Annotated in this window: 12 protein-coding genes and 1 pseudogene; 10 read left to right on the forward strand and 3 right to left on the reverse strand. The window is 67.8% G+C overall.

The genetic code is table 11. The features are described 5' to 3' along the window. Nucleotides 1-50 precede the first annotated feature (50 nt). From G6N54_RS19050 to G6N54_RS19060, 3 genes are read right to left on the reverse strand one after another with little or no spacing between them, the layout of a single operon-like run. A complete protein-coding gene (locus tag G6N54_RS19050; RefSeq protein ID WP_163791431.1) occupies nt 51-3,674 on the reverse strand; it encodes a murein biosynthesis integral membrane protein MurJ in 3,624 nt (1,207 codons plus the stop codon). Next, the gene (locus tag G6N54_RS19055) at nt 3,671-6,082 is read right to left on the reverse strand and encodes a DUF6049 family protein (protein ID WP_163791432.1); all 2,412 of its coding nucleotides are present in this window, start codon (nt 6,080-6,082) and stop codon (nt 3,671-3,673) included. The genes G6N54_RS19050 and G6N54_RS19055 overlap by 4 nt, the downstream gene beginning before the upstream one ends. Beyond that, nucleotides 6,079-6,810 (reverse strand): NUDIX hydrolase, encoded by a 732-nt coding sequence (locus G6N54_RS19060; protein ID WP_163791433.1) that lies wholly within the window; start codon nt 6,808-6,810, stop codon nt 6,079-6,081. The genes G6N54_RS19055 and G6N54_RS19060 overlap by 4 nt, the downstream gene beginning before the upstream one ends. Before the next feature lie 95 nt (nt 6,811-6,905). Here G6N54_RS19060 and G6N54_RS19065 point away from each other — a divergent pair, with 95 nt between their 5' ends. From G6N54_RS19065 to eccD, 10 genes and pseudogenes are all read left to right on the forward strand, one after another. Next, complete coding sequence (locus G6N54_RS19065; RefSeq protein ID WP_163791434.1) at nt 6,906-8,348, forward strand: CCA tRNA nucleotidyltransferase; 1,443 nt, start codon at nt 6,906-6,908, stop codon at nt 8,346-8,348. 64 nt (nt 8,349-8,412) lie between these two features. Further along, nucleotides 8,413-9,429 (forward strand): annotated as a pseudogene (locus tag G6N54_RS30665) (serine/threonine-protein kinase); the annotation flags it as partial. A gap of 959 nt (nt 9,430-10,388) precedes the next feature. Further along, on the forward strand, nt 10,389-11,660 hold the full coding sequence (locus tag G6N54_RS19075) for a serine/threonine-protein kinase (protein WP_163791436.1): 1,272 nt from the start codon (nt 10,389-10,391) through the stop codon (nt 11,658-11,660). After that, on the forward strand, nt 11,624-12,481 hold the full coding sequence (locus tag G6N54_RS19080; RefSeq protein WP_163791437.1) for a hypothetical protein: 858 nt from the start codon (nt 11,624-11,626) through the stop codon (nt 12,479-12,481). The genes G6N54_RS19075 and G6N54_RS19080 overlap by 37 nt, the downstream gene beginning before the upstream one ends. 46 nt (nt 12,482-12,527) lie before the next feature. Next, nucleotides 12,528-13,037, forward strand: a complete 510-nt coding sequence (locus G6N54_RS19085; protein WP_163791438.1) for a pullulanase — start codon at nt 12,528-12,530, stop codon at nt 13,035-13,037. 144 nt (nt 13,038-13,181) lie between these two features. Further along, entirely contained in the window at nt 13,182-13,505 is a 324-nt protein-coding gene (locus G6N54_RS19090) for a WXG100 family type VII secretion target (protein ID WP_163791439.1), read from the forward strand. A 53-nt stretch (nt 13,506-13,558) separates the two neighbouring features. Then, nucleotides 13,559-13,855: a WXG100 family type VII secretion target gene (locus G6N54_RS19095; protein WP_163791440.1), complete on the forward strand. Its 297-nt coding sequence runs from the start codon at nt 13,559-13,561 to the stop codon at nt 13,853-13,855. Nucleotides 13,856-13,913: 58 nt separating this feature from the next. Beyond that, a complete protein-coding gene (locus G6N54_RS19100) occupies nt 13,914-14,747 on the forward strand; it encodes an ESX secretion-associated protein EspG (RefSeq protein WP_163791441.1) in 834 nt (277 codons plus the stop codon). A gap of 35 nt (nt 14,748-14,782) precedes the next feature. Continuing rightward, nucleotides 14,783-15,811: a MinD/ParA family ATP-binding protein gene (locus G6N54_RS19105; protein ID WP_332107613.1), complete on the forward strand. Its 1,029-nt coding sequence runs from the start codon at nt 14,783-14,785 to the stop codon at nt 15,809-15,811. Beyond that, nucleotides 15,811-17,304 carry a type VII secretion integral membrane protein EccD gene (gene eccD, locus G6N54_RS19110; protein WP_163791443.1) on the forward strand — a complete coding sequence of 498 codons (1,494 nt, stop codon included), beginning with the start codon at nt 15,811-15,813 and terminating at the stop codon, nt 17,302-17,304. Before G6N54_RS19105 ends, eccD begins: the two co-directional genes overlap by 1 nt. Nucleotides 17,305-17,309: the final 5 nt, after the last annotated feature.

The raw sequence follows: 17,309 nt of genomic DNA on the forward strand, positions 1-17,309 counted from the left end.
AACCAATCGGTTGCCGCGCGGCACTTCACTTGAAGGCGTGCTTGTGAGGCTCAGGACGCGGCGTTGACGGTGATCTCCGAGAAGCCGGCCTGGCTCTTGCCGTTGGTGGTTCCCAGCGTCGAGATCCACACCAGCAGGTTCGACGTCGGGGCGCTGGCCTTGACCGGGATCACGTTGTGACCGGGCTTCAGCGCGAACGCCGAGGCCAGCACGGTGGTGTCCTCCAGCTTCGACGGCGACGCCGTGGACGACGCACGAATCTCGACCTTGGTGCCGGTGCTCGGCGTATCGATGCTTACCTGGCCGATCACGGTGGCTTTCGGCAGCTGCAGGATCAACCCTTCGCCCTGCTTGAAGTTGGGGAACGGGACGGCATCGGTGTAGACCTCGGTCGCCCAGGCGGTGGTCGGGTCACCGTCGATCGCTTGCCTCGCCGTACCCGGATTGTCGGGCTCGCCGTCGGGCGAGAAGACCGAGGCCCGAGTGGGTTTGACGATGCCGCCCGCCGGTGCGGGATTCGCCGACGAGGACGAAGCCGACGAGCTCGGCCCATTAAGTCCGAGCTCGTCTTTGTTAAGGCCGCCGCCGACATTGCCGAAGATCTTGCTCACGATGGACGCCAGCACCAGCAACGCGACCACGATGATCGCGAGTGCCGCGGTCGCTCCGATGATCAGGTTGCGGCGCCGGCGCGCCGATGTCGTGTCGTCACGCCCGTCCGCAGGCGGGGTCGCGGGTGGCGGCGAATCGTCGATCGGACCCAGCACCTCGGTGCGGTCGGCTACCGCGGTGGCCTGCTGCAGAAGATTCAAAAGTGTTGAAGCACTGCGGATTCCGCCATCTTCCTGAACCGACCGGACCGCGACGGCCGAGATCTGGAAGGGAATGTCACGGTCGATGGAGTTGGGTTCGACGGGAAGGCCCGACGCGTCTCGCTCGGCCGGCGCGAGCCCGCTGCGCACCCCGAACTCCGGCAGCGGCCAGCGGTTGACGAGCAGGGCGTACAGCGAGGCGCCGATGCCGCGGATGTCGTCCTGCGGGTTGGCATCCGGCATGGTCGCCGGGTAGGCGAGCACGACGTCGCCGTCGATGCTGACCCGGACCCGGCTGGGGTGGTCGATGGACAGGGCCACGCCGGCGCGGTGGGCGGTGTCGGCGGCGGCGGCCAGCGACTGCATCGCCCGCACAGCGCCGACGGGTGAGGGCGCGGTGTCTGCCACTTCCTGCAGCGAGCCGCCGCGGATCCACTCCGCGACTACCAGGCCACCGTGACTGGAGTGGACGACGTCGAGCACGCGGGCGATGCCGGGCTTGTCGATCCGGCTGAGCCGCAGCGTGCGGGACAGGATCTCCTGCAGGACATCGTCGGGCAAGGCGCCGTCCGGGTCGACGAACGTCAGCGACACTTGCCGATCCAGCGCGGTGTCCAGCGCCTGCCAGAACTGCAGGGGCGGGGCACCGCCGTGGAAGACCAGCAGCCGATACCGGCCCCCGGCGATGCGAGCGCCTGGAACCAAGTGCACATCGTCGCCCGGCGATTCCGCGGAACGTTCGCGGACGAAATCGCCGTTGCGCAGCGCCGACGGGGCCGGCGCCGACGGCTCGGGCTTGCGCTCGGCCGCAATGTCGGGGTGGAAGTCGTCGGGAGCCGGCCTTGCTGGTTGAGAGGGTCGTTCGGCGCCGGAACCCAAACCGGAGGCAGGGCCGGATGCGGCGCTCTCCAAGGGGCGGTCGGTCACCTCCGGTCCTTTCACTAGCCGGGCGTCGCCTGCCGGATCCGGAGGTCTGCGCCGGATCGGCTCCTGGACCGCATCAACCCCCGGCGGGGACGAATTCCTCTGCTCAGGGTACGTGACGGGGCCCGGCCGAGACGATCCCCGTGGCACTGCCGCCGGGCGGGGTTCCAGGGCCGCCTGCGGGCCGAGGCGACGGCCACGGCGCCGGACGGCCGCCATCGCCGCCACCGCCTCCGGGACCTGCGCGCGAACCATGACCGCGACCATGATCGGCGCCATGATGCAGCCCAGCACCAGCAGCCGCAGCAGCGAACCACCGGCGCCGCCGCGTGCGGTCAGCTCGGCCAACCCCAGCAGCCGGTCGGCGATGTGGGCGATCAGGCCGGCGAGCATCGACGCGACGAGCGTCACCAGGACCGTCCGCACCTCCGCCTCGCCGACCAGTTGGCCGCCGGTCGGAAGCAGGGTGTGCCGCAGCAGGTAGTAGCCCACCAGCGCGCCGGTCAGGAACCCCAGCCCGTTGGCCAGCCCGAGGTATCCGGCCACCAGCTGCGGGTCGTCGGTCAGGTGCGGCGCGAGCACCGAACCCGCGATCTTGACGGCGGTGATGACGAGGATGATCACGATCGGCGTCCACGGCTGTTCGCGCGCGTAGAACACGCGCAGCTGCAGCAGCACCAGCCCGTAGGGAATCAGCGTGAATGCCGACAGCGCGATCGCGGCGCCCAGATATCCGGCGTCGACCCCGCCGAAGTGGCCGTAGGCGAACAACGCGCTACCGATCGCGGGGCCGCCGACGGTCATGAACGCCACGATCGGAATCAGCGTGATCAACGTCAGCCGGGAGGCCAGCGACAGGTCGGCGAGCACGGCTTCGGTGTCGTCGGCCGCCGCGTTGCGGCTCAGCCTCGGCATCACCACGGTCAGCACCGTCACGCCGATCATGCCGAACGGCAGCATCAGCACCAGCCAGGTGTAGTTGTAGATCGCAGGGCCGGAAGCCGCTGCGGTGCTGGCGATTTGGTTTCCCACCACCAGGCCGAGCTGGCTGATCAGCACATAGAGCACCATCGCGGCGGCCATCGCGCCGAAGCGCTTGAGCCGCTGGTCGATTCCCCATAACGGGCGCAGGCTGACGCGCTCGCGGCGCAGCGCGACCAGCAGCACCGCGGTCTGCGCGTACACGCCCAACGTGGTGCCGATGCCGAGCACCAGCAGCTTGGTGTTGCCCATCCGGACGGGATCGACGGACAGCTCACCGGGGACAACCAGATACACCGTGAGCGTCATCAGGGCGACGACGTTGTTGACGACGGGGGCCCACGCCGTCGGCCCGAAGACGTTGCGGGTGTTCAGGATTGCCATGAACACCGACGTGAGGCCGTAGGCGAGCACCTGCGGCAGCAGCAGGTAGGCGAACGCTGTGGTGAGTGGCTCGTTGACTTGCGGGCTGCGGCCCAGCATCAGCCGGACGAGCAGCGGCGCGGCCACCACCGACACGACGGTGGCGAACACCAGCAGCGTGGTGGTCACCGTGACCAGGCGCCGGACGAACGCGGCGCCGCCGTCGGGGTCGCTCTGTTCGGCCCGGGCCAGCACCGGCACGAAGATCGCGGTGAAGGTCGCCTCCAGCACCAGCGCGGCGACCAGATTAGGCAGCTGATTGGCCACCGAGAACGCGCTGGACAGGGCCGCGCCCAGGATCGCGGCCAGCACCACGATCCGGCCGAACCCGGTGATCCGGCTGACCAGTGTCGCGAGTGCCATCGCCCACGACCGCGACACCAGCGCGGCGTCGGATAGCTCCACCCGCCGGGTGGGCAGGTCCGTCACCGGAGACAGCGGTCCCGTCGGCGGCGGTATCCGGCCCGGCGCCGGCCGACCGCGCGGCTGCGGTTGATGCCGCTCTGGATGGGACCGCCGGTAGGCGGGTTTCATACGCGGTGCTCTTCGTCGACGCGATCGCCGACCTCGCGCCCCGCGTCGGCGGGATGGTGGTGGGGCGGGTCGGGGCGGTCCAGGTCGGCGCGGTCGGGCTGGCCGCGGAACCGGTGCCACAGGCGTCGTCCGGCGAGCAGCACCAGCACCGCCGCCGCGGTCAGCGTGATCGCGAACAGCACCTTGCCGTAAGCGTTGGAGTGCACCGACATCCGCACCGGCTCGCCGAGGCGGGTGCCGTCCGGTGTCCGCAGCGTCACGTCGATTGCGACGCGCTGGGTGAAGTTCACCTCGATCGGGACGCGCAGCGGCAGGTAGCCGGGCGGCAACTCGATCTGCCCGACGTCCGTCACGGTCATTCCGGGCGGGGCGTCGACCTGCAGGCGGACCTTGATCGGCACGGCGAGTCCGTTGTGCAGCGCCAGCGGAAGCGGACTGTGCTCGGTGGCCAGAGTGTAGGAGCCGCTGGGTTTGACGATGGTCACCGCACCGAAGAAGTCGTTGATCGTGTTGCCGACGACCGCCAGCCGCTGCTGGGCCAGCCCGTTGCGGCTGTCGGGTGGTTCCGACTGGCTCAGCGCGCGCAGCATGTCTTCGCGCAACGGGGCGGTGTACTGAAGACCGGTCAGGCCGGTGCGCTCGTCGGTGCTCAACGCCGAGGTCAGCTTCCACAGCCGGCCGGCCTGGCCGTTGATGTCGGCGACGACGTTGTCGCCGAACCGGCCGCGCTCCGGGGCGGGGACGTCCAGCGGCTGCGGCGCCGCCGGGTGGGCCGCCTCGACGGCTTGAGCTTCGGCGATGACCGCCGGGAGCGGCCGCGGGACCCCCAAACCGGACCGGATCGTGGTGGCCAGCGCCGTCAGGATCACCTGCGCGTCGTCGGCCTGCAGGTTCCATGTCGCCGGCGGGACCAGGAGCTGCGTGCGCGGCGGGGCGTCTCGATCCAGGGCATGCCAGAACATCGAACCCAGTGCGTCTTGGCGGCGCGCGGTGTTCGAGTCGTGCGCGAGCCGAACCGTCAGCGACGGGTCCAGATAAGTCGGGACGGTGGGGGTGCTGCCCGCACCGGCCAGCGCCGCACCGACGGCCGGGTCGAAGGGCGCGACCACCACCTGCGGGGACACCCGCCGTGGTGTGGTTTCGACGGCGTCGGCTCCCGATGAAGCCGGCGAGTCGGGGGCGACCAGGTCGCCGGCGGCAACCGCGACCGTGCTGTTGTTGGCGCTGAGCAGATCGACCGCGCCGCTGGTCAGGGGTCCGTCGGGCAACAAGGTCGCACCGCGGGCGGATTGAACGTCCAGGATGTGGTCGACGATATCGCCGACGCTGGTGGTGGCAATCGTGCTCAGGCCCGGATCGTTGACGCGTTGCAAGGCGTCAAGGTCGGCTTGCGCGTAGGGCAACGGTGCGACGCAGGTGCGGTGGGCCAGCGTGCGCAACCGGTTCAGCCAGCCGGTCGCGGCGGTCTGTCCGGTGCCCGGGTGCGTCGGGGTGCCCGGTTGCTGCGCGGGCCCGTCGGGGGAGTTGGACACGACGTAGCCGGCCGTCATCGCGTTGACGGTGACCAGCAGATCCGGATCGATGGACAGGCACAACGCCCGACCGACGGCGCCGTCGGGATCGACGTCGTGGCTTGTCGCGACCTCGGCCGCGGACAGCAGGATGTCCAGCCGGCCGCCGGTGGCCAGCGAGGTCGCGAGGTCGTCGTCGACCAACCGGACTCCGATAGTGCCCCCGGGCTGACCCGGCGCTAACCGGGGCCGGTCGGCCAGCGGCCACAGCATGGTGATCCAGACGGGCTTCGAGGTGTCCGGCGCGACCGCTGATTCCAGGGTGTCGGCATGGTCGGGCGGGACTCCGATCACCGGCAGCAGGAACCGCGCATTGTCGAGCCGGGCGGGGGCGCCGTAATCGGGCGTGCCGTTGGCGTTGACCAGCAGGGGATAGATGCCGGGCTGGTTGATCCCGAGGGACGGCTTGGCCAGCGAGCGCAGCGGCGCGGAGAGGGTGAAGCCGACTTCTTGGCCGCGCTGGAGTTCGGGTGCCACCGTGAGAAAGTCGGCGGCCGGCTGGTACTGATCGGTGGCGCCGTCCAGGGAGGTGCGCAGGCCCGCGGACGCGGTGACGGCGGCGGCGTGTTCGAGCCGGACCATCACGTCGCGGACCGGGCGGTCACCGATATTGGTGACCTTTCCGCTGACCGTGACGACCGGCGGGCTGGTCGTGGTGAGGACGTCCGGGGTCACCTGGTCGATCCGGACGCGGACGAACGGTGTCGATCCGGGCTCGTTCGCCGCCGCGCGAGGCATGCCGACGGGCCCGGTGAGCAGCACCGTAAAACCGGCCACGATGCCGATCACGACGGCAAGGCGCAACAAACCGGCCCAGCAGAGTCGCGACGCGCTCACGGCCCCGGCCCGTGACCGTTGTTACGACCGCGGGGTTTGTCGGAATGCCGGGTTCGCGAATGGGTCTGGGGATTGCGCCGGGGTGTGCTGGGCGGCAGCGGCGGCAGTGCGGCGGGGCCGTCGGTCTGCAGCTTTCCGATCAGCTCGTTCGCGACCTCGGCGAGGCGACGCTCGTCGGCGTAGGCCAGCCGCGACGGCAGCTCCTGCATCGGCACCCACGCCACCTCGGCGACCTCGAGGTCGTCGTCGGACAGCTCGCCACCGGAGAAACGCATCAAATAGTGGTGCACGGTCTTGTGCACCCGGCGTCCGTCGGTGACGAACCAGTAGTCGATGCGACCCAGCGCGGCCAGCACACTGCCGCGAATGCCGGTCTCCTCGGCGACCTCGCGAATAGCGGTCTGCTCGGCGGTCTCGCCGAGTTCGATGTGCCCCTTGGGCAACGACCACAGCATGCGTCCGCGCCGGTCGATGCGCCCGATCAGGGCCGCGACCTGGGCGTCCAGCGGGCCGTCGATGCCGTCGATGACCAAGCCGCCCGCGGAAGTTTCATGCACGGTCCGCAACCGCTCCGGCACCCGGCGCGGCGGGCGCGGGTGGCGCCTGCCGCCGGCCGTCGAGTCGGCGGTCACCTTGGCTTCGGCGCCGCTTTCGGAGGCGCCGCCACCGCCACGACCGCGACGGCGCCCCCGACGCCGACGTGGTTTGGCTTGTTCGCCATCCGACACCCAAGCGATAGTAGCTGGCACGAGCTGTTCTTCCGGACACACTCGCCGCTGGTGCGGGCGCGACGGCGGCCCGCGCTCGACTAGATTGATCGAACGTGTCCGAACGCGCAGACGATGTAGAGGTGTTGACGTCGGCTGCGAAAGCCCTGAATCAGCACGCGGCCGTTCTGAGCGGATTGGGCTCCCGGTTCGAGGCGGCGGGGCACGACTTGTATCTGGTGGGCGGGTCGGTGCGTGACGCGCTGTTGAGCCGGCTGAGCCCTGATCTGGATTTCACCACGGACGCCCGGCCCGAGCAGGTGCAGCAGATCGTGCGGGGATGGGCCGACGCGGTCTGGGATACCGGGATCGAATTCGGCACGGTGGGCGTCGGCAAGGACGCGCACCGCCTCGAGATCACGACGTTCCGCGCGGACACCTACGACCAGGTGTCACGCAATCCCGAGGTGCGCTTCGGCGACCGCCTCGAAGACGACTTGGTGCGGCGGGACTTCACCGCGAACGCGATGGCCGTGCGCGTCACGTCGGCCGGGCCGGGCGAATTCCTCGACCCCCTGGGCGGCCTGGTGGCGGTCAAGGCCCGCGTGTTGGACACTCCCGCTGCGCCGTCGGTGTCCTTCGGCGACGACCCGCTGCGGATGCTGCGCGCCGCGCGGTTCGTCTCGCAGCTCGGGTTCACCGTCGCCCCGCGGGTGCGCTCCGCGATCGAGGAGATGGCCCCGCAACTGGGCCGAATCAGCGCCGAACGAGTGGCAGCCGAGCTCGACAAGTTGCTGCTCGGCGCCGACCCGGTCGCCGGCATCGACCTGCTGGTGCAGACCGGGATGGGTGAGGTCGTGTTGCCTGAAGTCGGCGGCATGCAGATGGCCATCGACGAGCATCATCAGCACAAGGACGTCTATCAGCACTCGCTGACCGTGCTGCGCCAAGCTGTCGCGCTGGAAGACGAGGGCCCCGATCTGGTGCTGCGGTGGTCGGCGCTGCTGCACGACATCGGCAAGCCCGCCACCCGGCGTCACGAGGACAACGGTGGCGTGAGTTTCCATCACCACGAGGTTGTGGGCGCCAAGATGGTCCGCAAGCGGCTGCGGGCGCTGAAGTACTCCAAGCAGATGGTCGACGACATCTCCCAGTTGGTCTATCTGCATCTGCGGTTCCACGGCTACGGCGATGGGAAGTGGACCGACTCGGCGGTGCGCCGCTACGTCACGGACGCCGGTCCGCTGCTGCCGCGGCTGCACAAGCTGGTGCGCGCCGATTGCACGACCCGTAACAAGCGCCGGGCAGCTCGGCTGCAGGCCAACTACGACCGCCTCGAGACGCGCATCGCCGAGCTGGCCGCCCAGGAGGACTTGGCCCGGGTGCGTCCCGATCTGGACGGCAACCGGATCATGGAGCTGCTCGACATCCCGGCCGGGCCGCAGGTCGGTGAGGCCTGGCGGTTCTTGAAAGAGCTGCGGCTCGACCGCGGGCCGATGTCCGACGAGGAGGCCACCGCCGAGCTGCTGGCCTGGTGGAAGTCGCGCGGCGACGCTTAGCGGTTTGGCCTGCCGGGCTGCCAGTTTGCCGTAGCCGGCCGCCCAAGGGTTCTAGGATTTGCCCATGCCGTTGGGCGAGGGGGCGGAGTTCGCTGGCTATACCGTGGTGCGGCCACTCGGCGTCGGGGGCATGGGCGAGGTGTATCTGGCGCGCCACCCGCGGTTGCCGCGTTTCGAAGCGTTGAAGATTCTGCGCGCCGACGTGTCGGCCGATCGCGACTTTCAGCAACGGTTCAACCGCGAGGCCGAACTGGCGGGCGGCCTGTGGCATCCCCACATCGTCGGCGTGCACGATCGCGGTGAGTTCGAAGGCCAGTTGTGGATCGCGATGGACTACGTGAACGGCCCCGACGTCCGCGCGCTGATGGACCAGTATCGGGGCGGAATGCCTCCGGGCGAAGTGGCGGCGATTGTCAGCGCCGTGGGTGCGGCCTTGGACCATGCGCATCATCGCGGCCTGCTGCACCGCGACGTGAAGCCGGGCAATATCATGATCAGCCGGCCCGACGATGGCAGCCCGCCACGAATCCTGTTGAACGACTTCGGTATTGCGCGTCCCGTCGATGACAACACCGGATTGACGGTGACCAATGCGACGGTGGGCACCGTCGACTACAGCGCGCCCGAACAGCTGTTGGGCCACCCCATCGACGGTCGCGCCGACCAGTACGCGCTGGCCGCCACCGCCTACTACTTACTGACCGGCACGAAGTTGTTTTCGGGTCCCAGTTCGGTCGCGGTGATCAGTGCTCACCTGACCGCGCCTCCGCCGCTGCCCGGTCGGCTGCGACCCGAGTTGGCCGGTGCCGATTCGGTTTTCGCGCGGGCGCTGGTCAAGAACCCCGCCGAGCGGTTCGCCCGTTGCGGCGACTTCGCCGACGCCCTGAGCCGCCAGCTACACAGTGCGTCGCCCGCCGACCTCACGCGGCAAGCCCCGATGCCACCGCCGCCGATGCAATTCGCCCGACCCGCCTGGCCCGGGCCGCCAGCACCATCGGCGGGTGCGCAGAAGCCTGCGCGGCGTCGCGGGATGCGCACGGCGGCATTGATCGCTGCCGGGATTGCCGTCGTGGGGGTGGTCGCAGCCGTCGCGATCCCGCGGCTGATCGACCACTCGCATCCGGCGCAACCGGGCCCGCAACACCAAGAAGCCGCGCGGCTGGCCGGACAGCATTATCTGGAGGCTCTTGCCCGCGGGGACGCTGCGACCGCGCTCTCCTTGAGCGCAAACCCGCCGGCGACAACGCAATTCGTGACCGGCGACGTGCTACGCGCCCAGCTCGCCGCCACGCCGATCACTGCTGTCAACGTGACCGCGGCACCGGTGCCCGCCGGCGACGATCCGCAGCAGGTTCAGTATCTGATGCTGTCCGCCAGGTTCGGACCGACCCTGTCGCAGGCCCGCGTCGCCGTGCACCGCAAGGGCGACGAATGGAAACTCGACACGGCGACCGTTGCCGTGGATGTCGGACCATCCGGCAGCAAGGATGCATCGCTGAAAGCCGTTGCGTTGTGGGGTATTCCCACCGACGGGATGTCACCGGTCGCGGTCTTCCCCGGTGGACTGTCGGTGTCGTCCAGTAACCGCTATGTCGACATCACCGCACAGACACCGCCGGTGCTGCTGGACGCACTCGGCGGCGCCACCGACCGGCCCACCATCAAACCGGTGGTCGCACTCAACGATGCGGGCAGCCAAGCCGCCAAGGCGGCGATCGACACCTGGGTGCATTACTGCTACCGCGGCGTCGAACCACCGCCCGAGTGCCCCCGGCTAAGCCCCGACAACCCCACGATCGCCGTCGAAGGCTCCGCGGATTTCAGCAAGACGACCTTCAATTTCGACCCCAACGCGATGGTGGTCGCGATAGGCGGCAGTCTCCGTTATCACGGGCATGCCGTTGGCGTCCCGGACTACACCGTGACCTTGATCTGGGTGGGCACTGTGGACCTGACTAAGGATCCCCCGGTATTCGCGCGCACCGCCGGCCATGGATAAACACGTTTCGGCCGTCGTTCGACGAGCCTAAGATGCACCGCATGCCGTTAAGTGAGGGGGCACAGTTCGCGGGCTATACCGTGGTGCGGCTGCTGGGGGCCGGCGGTATGGGTGAGGTGTATTTGGTGCGCCACCCGCGGTTGCCGCGTTTTGAAGCGTTGAAGATATTAGGCGCCGAGGTGTCGGCGGATGCTGGCTACCAGCAACGGTTTAACCGCGAGGCCGAACTGGCCGCCGGGTTGTGGCACCCCCATATCGTGGGCGTGCAGGACCGCGGCGAGTTCGAGGGGCAGCTGTGGATCGCGATGGACTACGTCGACGGAACCGACCTCGACGCGCTGATGGACGAGCAGTACCCGGGTGGGATGCCGGCCGGGGAAGTGGTGGCGATCGTGACGGCCGTAGGTGCGGCCTTGGATCATGCGCATCACCGCGGGTTGCTGCACCGCGATATCAAACCGGGCAACATCATGGTCACCCGGCCCGACGACGGCAGCCTGCCGCGAATCCTATTGTGTGACTTCGGCATTGCTCGGCCTGTCGATGACACCACCGGTTTGACGGTGACCAATATGACGGTGGGCACTGTGCCTTACTGCGCGCCCGAGCAATTGTCGGGCCAGCCGCTCGATGGGCGCGCGGATCAGTACGCGCTGGCCGCGACCGCCTACTATCTGCTGACCGGTGCCAAGCTGTTCCCCCACGTCAACCCGGTCGCGGTGATCAACGCGCACCTGACATTGCCCGCGCCACCGCTCGGTGGGTTGCGCCCCGATTTGGCCAGCGTCAATGCGGCTTTCGCCCGGGCGCTGGCGAAAAACCCCGCCGAGCGGTTCGACCGTTGCGGCGATTTCGCCGGCGCGCTGGCCCGCGATTTGCCGCACGCCGGCGCCGGGCACCCGCCGCTCCCACCGGCAACCCCTGCGGCAGCATCCGAACAAACCCTGCCTGTCGCCGCGGTGGCGACCGAGGTCACCCGCCCCATCTCGCCGCCACGCCCGCAGTACCCGCCGCCGCCAACCCCGCCCGGGTACCCAGGTCTACAAGTGCCACCTCCACCGCAGTGGAACGCACCGGCGTCGTTCAATGCCAGCCCCCAACCGCCGCCACACCGCAAACGACCTGTGGCAGTGGTAGTTTCAGTGCTGGCCGTGCTAGCTGTGGTCGCGGGGGTGGGGTTTTTGCGGCGAGCAAGCTCATTGGCGGGGAGGTCGCGAAACGTGCCGAGCAGGACCGCGAAGCGGCCAGACAGGCGGGGCAGCATTACTTGGAGGCGTTGGCGGTCGGGGACGCCCGCACCGCGGTGTCGCTAGGGCCGGACCAGCCGGCCACGCCGCAGCTGCTCACCGACAAGGTGTTGCGCGCCCAACTCGCCACCACACCCATCACCGACATCAAGGTCACCAATGACCCGGCCCAGGAGCCGGGTAGCTCGTCCGACGCCCAGCGGCTGGTGCTGGCCGCGAAATTCGGCGTCACACCCACCCAAGTTGTGCTCTGGGCGCATAAGAAAGACGGCCAGTGGAAGCTCGACACCACCACCGCTGCGATAACTGTCAACAATCCGCCCAATGCGGTTGAAGCAATGAAAACCGTTGCAATATATGGCGTAGGGACGAACGGCTCCAATCCCATCTCGGTTTTCCCCGGGGTCATTCAGGTCGGGTCGACCAATCGCTACATCGATATCACCGCGCCAGCCGAACTGGTGCTGCCGGAGGCGCTCACTGCGCCGGTGGCGAACCGTCCGGCAATCCAGCCGGCGATTGCTCTCAACGACGCCGGGCGCCAGGCCGCGCAGGCCGCCGTGGACGCCCAGCTCCGCATCTGCTTCAAGGCCGGACCAAAGCCACCAGAGTGCTGTCCCAAAGATGGTTGCCTACCCCAACCAGCCGCGCCTCCCGGAGTCGATCCTGACAGCGGGACAATCGAGGATCTCGAGAACACCCAAGGCATGACCTACGACCTGGACCCCAACACGATGACAGTTCATGTCTCGGGAGTCTTCAACTACCGGGCGCAGGTGATGGAGTACTCCAAACCGACAATCTTCCGAGACGCCATCACCGTGCGGGACAGCCACGTGGACATCACCAAAGATCCGCCGGCTTGGTTCCGCAAACCGGGGAGCTGACCCGGTACCGAGGAACCACCGGAGGCCGATCCGCGTCGGAAAGGTCATGGACTACTGCCTTGCTGGGGACGGTGGCACAGCGGCCATGTGGCACGGCCAGCCCGACCTTGACCTCGACCACGATGGCCGGCTCGAATCGGTCGGGCTGGACTTCGACCACGACGGCATGCACGACGATGCCCTTGCGGACTTCGACGGCGATGGGCTCGCCGATCACGCGGTGCTCGACCTCGACAACGACGGCACACCCGAGGCCTACTTCACCGACGACGGGTCGGGAACCTGGGCGGTAGCCGCAGATCGCGGCGGCGGATTGCGCTGGTACGGGCTAGACGGCGTGGAGCACGCCGGCGGTCCGCTGGTCGACTTCGACGGGCACGGCCGCCCGGACGATCGACTCGTGGACATCGACGGCAATGGGGTGGCCGACCGGGTTTTGTGCACCGATCAAAACGGCGTGACCGGCTACGTGGACACCGACGGTGACGGCCGCTGGGACGTCCGGTTATCCGATATCGACGGTGACGGCTCGGCGGACGGAGCGACCACCCTTTGACAAGGCGTTTTGCCGTATTCGTGAATGGGTAAATCAACGCCTGTGCAGCAGGCAAATCATCTGAAGTGACAGACCCCGATCCCTGTCTACACTCTTATCCATATCCAGGTCGGGGAGCCTAGGGAAGTCGAAGGGGAGAAGCACATGCCAAGCTCAACCGTTGTTACACCAGATCTGTTGCGCGCTTCAAAGCAAAAGATCGAATCGCGCCTGCAAGAGGCAGCCGCCATCGCGAACCAATACTTGAGCGGTCACGAGAATGTCGTCAGCGCCGCCGGGTGGACCGGTCATGCAGGGTCGACATCGCTGAACACCGCGGGCCAGATCCAGCACGACCTGCAGCAGATCATGACCGGCGGCAACCGCTTGGCGCACGGGCTTGGCCAGGCGGCGACGCTGATGGAACACCACGAAGCCGATTCAGCCCACAGTCTCAATGGCGTGTTCGGCGGAGTCCGGTCCACCTAGTCCCGCATTTAGCCAATTCCAGAAACTTTTACTTACCGTAAGGAATAACGAACATGTCAGATCAGATCACTTACAACCACGCCGTCGTCAGCGGCCTCACCGGTGACATCGCGACGCAGGCGGCGCAGTTGATGGAAATTCACGACGACGTTCTGCACATCACCCAGTCGTTGGCCGAGTTCTTCCAGGGCCACGGCGCAACGTCCTTCTTCGACGCGCAACAGCAGATGCTGCACGGCTTGCAAGACAGGATCAATACGGTGAGCCTGCATGGGCACACCGTGGGCAACGTGCACGATGCCGCGATCGCGGCCGACAGCGCGATGGGAGACCTCTTTCACTCCGCGTAGACCTGGCTTTGCGGGGCGCACCTCGCGTGCGCCCCGCACTTGGCTTTAAGGGAAGACCGTGCTTACCACCTCTCTAGAAGGCCTCTGGGTCCTTCAGGTGCTTACGGGCATCGAGGTCCTGGCTCCCGAAATGGGGCTCAGGCCGCATTTGCCCAGCGTCGAACCCAAGCACAAGGCGCTGGCACACCCGGTGACCGTGGAACTGCGGGCCGCCGGGGCCATCGATGAAACCGACGCCGTCGACGGCGCGATAGTGGAATGGCTGACGGTGCTGTCGCGCCGTGACATCGGCCTGCTGGTGCAGTTCCGCTTGGCGGATGACGGCGAACCGGCGCGCGCGCTGCTCGCCCGGTTTGCGCACTGGTGGGTCGCCATCGAGCGATCGGGAGACCTGGTCCGGATCAGCGGCGCGGGCATCGCGAACAACGAGGGTTCGGCCAGCGCGGCGCTCAACGCGCAGATCGAACGGCTATGCGGCGCAAACGATCCCGCGTCATTGCGCCCGGTCACGCTGGACGCGGATGCCATGCGCGCGGCCGCCACCGATCAGGCCTCGTTGCACGAGTTCCTCGGCAGTCAAGGCCTCGACGCCGATCAGGTGCACATGCTGAAACTGGCCACCGATTCCGGCCGCTCGGCCCAGGCGTCGATCGTTGCGCTGCAGGCGGGGATAGAAACCGGCCTGCCCACCCGGACCTACATCGACCCGGGCGCGGTGACGATCATCGATACGACGGAGGGGCGTCTGGTCGCCGAACAAGTTTCGTCCGGGGCCAAGACGTGGATGATCGTTGCGCCGGGGACCAAGAACAACATCGGTAACGCGATCAACCATATGGTGCGGCGGCTACCGGCCGAGCAGGAATGGCATTCGTACCGAAAGGTCGTGTAGTCGAAAGGCAGTGCGAAAATGATAGCATCGGCACCGTGACGAATCCGTGGACGGGCTCATCCAATTCTCCGGAACAGGGCGGATCGACTCGGCGAGAATCATCCCCCGCCCAGTACCAAAATCAAGATTCAGTATCCGGAACATTACGCATTTCCGATATGGTCGCGCCGCGCAAAATTCCTCCCGGCGGGGGCTGGCGTAAATTTCTTTACCAGGTGTCGGGCCATGTCATTAACTTCGGCGAATCGCCGTCCGAAAGACACTATCGGGAATTGCAGGAGCGGATCCGCCGGCACATCCGCAAGCAGTACGTGGTGGGGGTCGTTTCGGGAAAGGGTGGCGTTGGCAAGACCACGATGACCGCCTGCATCGGTGCGGTGTTCCGGGAGTGCCGACCGGAGAACGTCGTCGCGATCGACGCCGTCCCCGGCTTCGGCACGCTGGCCGGGCGGATCGACGAATCCCCGCCGGGCGACTACGCGGCGGTGCTCAACGACACCGACGTGCAGGGCTATGCCGATATCCGAGAACACTTGGGGCAGAACAGCCTTGGGCTTGACGTGTTGGCCGGCAACCGCGCGTCGGACCAGCCGCGGCCGCTGGTGGCCTCGATGTTCTCCGGCGTGCTGTCGCGGCTGCGCCGCACCCACACCGTAATCGTGGTGGACACCTCCGACGACCTCGAGCACCCGGTGATGAAGGCGGTGCTCGACGCGTGCGACACGTTGGTGTTCGTTTCCGGTCTCACCGCCGACACCTCGTTGCCGGTGACCCGGGCGATCGACTTGCTGCGCTCGATGGGGTATCACGAGCTGGTGTCTCGCAGCATGGTCATCCTGAACGATAGTCGCGACAAATACGACGCGGAGGCGCGCACTTATCTCACCGAGCGCTTCGCGCAATCGGGGGCGACGGTCGAATTCATGCCGTACGATCCATTTCTCGCCAAAGGCGGGATAATCGATACTCGGCATGAGCTGAAGAAGAAGACGCGCCTGCGTATATTCGAAATCACCGCGGCATTGGCCGATAAATATATTCCAGATGCCGACAGGCCGCGTTAATGACCCCGTACGTGGGCAAGGTTTCGTTTCCAGCCCGTTGCGCGGTCGCGGTCGTATGTGGAGAACACCTGGTTTCGCAGGTGTACCCGGCCTCGGTGCCGATCGAAGCCTTCATCGACAACGTTGTCGAGCTGCTTAACGAGGAACTCAAACGCCGGGGCTTCACCGGACTCGAACCGGGCGTCGGCTACGAACTCCAGAAGGCCAACGGGGTACGGCTCGACGTCACCAAGACGTTTGACGAGCTCGGCGTCGAAGACGGCGCCACGCTCACCCTGGTTCCCGCGGTGGCCGGCGAATCGTTCGAGCCGCAGTACGAGTCGTTGTCCACCGGGTTGGCCCGGGTCGGGAAATCCCTGTTCGAGCCGGTCACCCTGCAAACCGCCGCGCACACCGCGTTGGTGATCTTGGCGCTGGCCTCCCTGACCCTATTGGGACTGGCTGTGCGCCAACGCTTCTCGACCGATTCGCTGATGCCCACCATCGTGACCGGCGTGGCCGGTCTGCTGATCGTCGCTGGCGCGACCACGGTATGGCGTTGGTGGCCGGGGCGTATCGACATGGTCGACGGGCTCGGCTGGATCGCGGTGCCACTGCTCACCGTCGCCCTGGCGTCCGGCGCGCCCGGTCGCCTTGGGGCCGCGCACGCGTTCATCGCCGCCCTGGCCGGTGCGGTACTGACCTGCGGGATCACGTCCGCGACGGGGCGTCACGCCAAGGTGGCGGCGACCGTGGTGACCGTGCTGGGACTCGGCGGGGCGGCCGCCGCGGCCCGGATGTGGTGGCCGGTGCCGGCGCAATGGCTGGGAATGTGCGTCCTGGTCGCCCTGCTCCTGCTGCTGACGATGGCCCCGACGATCGCGCTGTGGGTCGCGCGGATCCGCCCGCCGTATTTCGGATCGATCACCGGGCGCGACCTGTTCCGGCGCAGCGCCGGTCTGCCGGCCGACGCGGTGTCACCCGTCGAGGAGGGCGCCGACGAGGAAGCGAATTCCGACACCACCCCGCGCGGTGCGCAGATCGCGCTCGCGGCGGTTCACGCCAACAATGTCCTGACCGGAATCTGTGTGGGCGCGGGCCTCACCCTGCCCGTCGCGGTGTGGGCGACCCTGATGCCGGGCCGCGACCGGAGCGTGCCGGCCGCCGTGCTGGCCGGCCTGTTTGTGGTGATCTTCATCAGCCGTGGCCGGGCGTTCGCCGACAAACGCCAGGCGATCGCGTTGGTCTGCGGCGCGGCGGCGGCACTCTGCGTCGGCGTGGTGAAATACGTTGTGCACGAGCCGGCTTCGTCGGGCTACGGAGTGCTCTGGGGAGCGCTGGTATTGGCCGTCTTCGGCGGCGCCGGTCTGCTGGCCGCGCTGCTCGTGCCGATCACCCGGTTTACCCCGTTGGTGCGGATGACCGCCGAATGGGTGGAGATAGCGGCGATCATTGCGGCCCTGCCGCTGGCCGCATGGATCGGCGGATTGTTCACCTGGGTGCGCATGCGATGACGCGG

Origin of the sequence: Mycobacterium stomatepiae, assembly GCF_010731715.1 — a bacterium.
Taxonomy (GTDB): Bacteria; Actinomycetota; Actinomycetes; order Mycobacteriales; family Mycobacteriaceae; genus Mycobacterium; species Mycobacterium stomatepiae.

What these genes read in the sequence shown, in the direction of transcription:
- G6N54_RS19050 (WP_163791431.1), bottom strand. Translation starts at nt 3,674, where the DNA reads ATGAAACCCGCCTACCGGCGGTCCCATCCAGAGCGGCATCAACCGCAG.
- G6N54_RS19075 (WP_163791436.1), top strand. Translation starts at nt 10,389, where the DNA reads ATGCCGTTAAGTGAGGGGGCACAGTTCGCGGGCTATACCGTGGTGCGG.
- G6N54_RS19085 (WP_163791438.1), top strand. Translation starts at nt 12,528, where the DNA reads ATGGACTACTGCCTTGCTGGGGACGGTGGCACAGCGGCCATGTGGCAC.
- G6N54_RS19090 (WP_163791439.1), top strand. Translation starts at nt 13,182, where the DNA reads ATGCCAAGCTCAACCGTTGTTACACCAGATCTGTTGCGCGCTTCAAAG.
- G6N54_RS19095 (WP_163791440.1), top strand. Translation starts at nt 13,559, where the DNA reads ATGTCAGATCAGATCACTTACAACCACGCCGTCGTCAGCGGCCTCACC.
- eccD (WP_163791443.1), top strand. Translation starts at nt 15,811, where the DNA reads ATGACCCCGTACGTGGGCAAGGTTTCGTTTCCAGCCCGTTGCGCGGTC.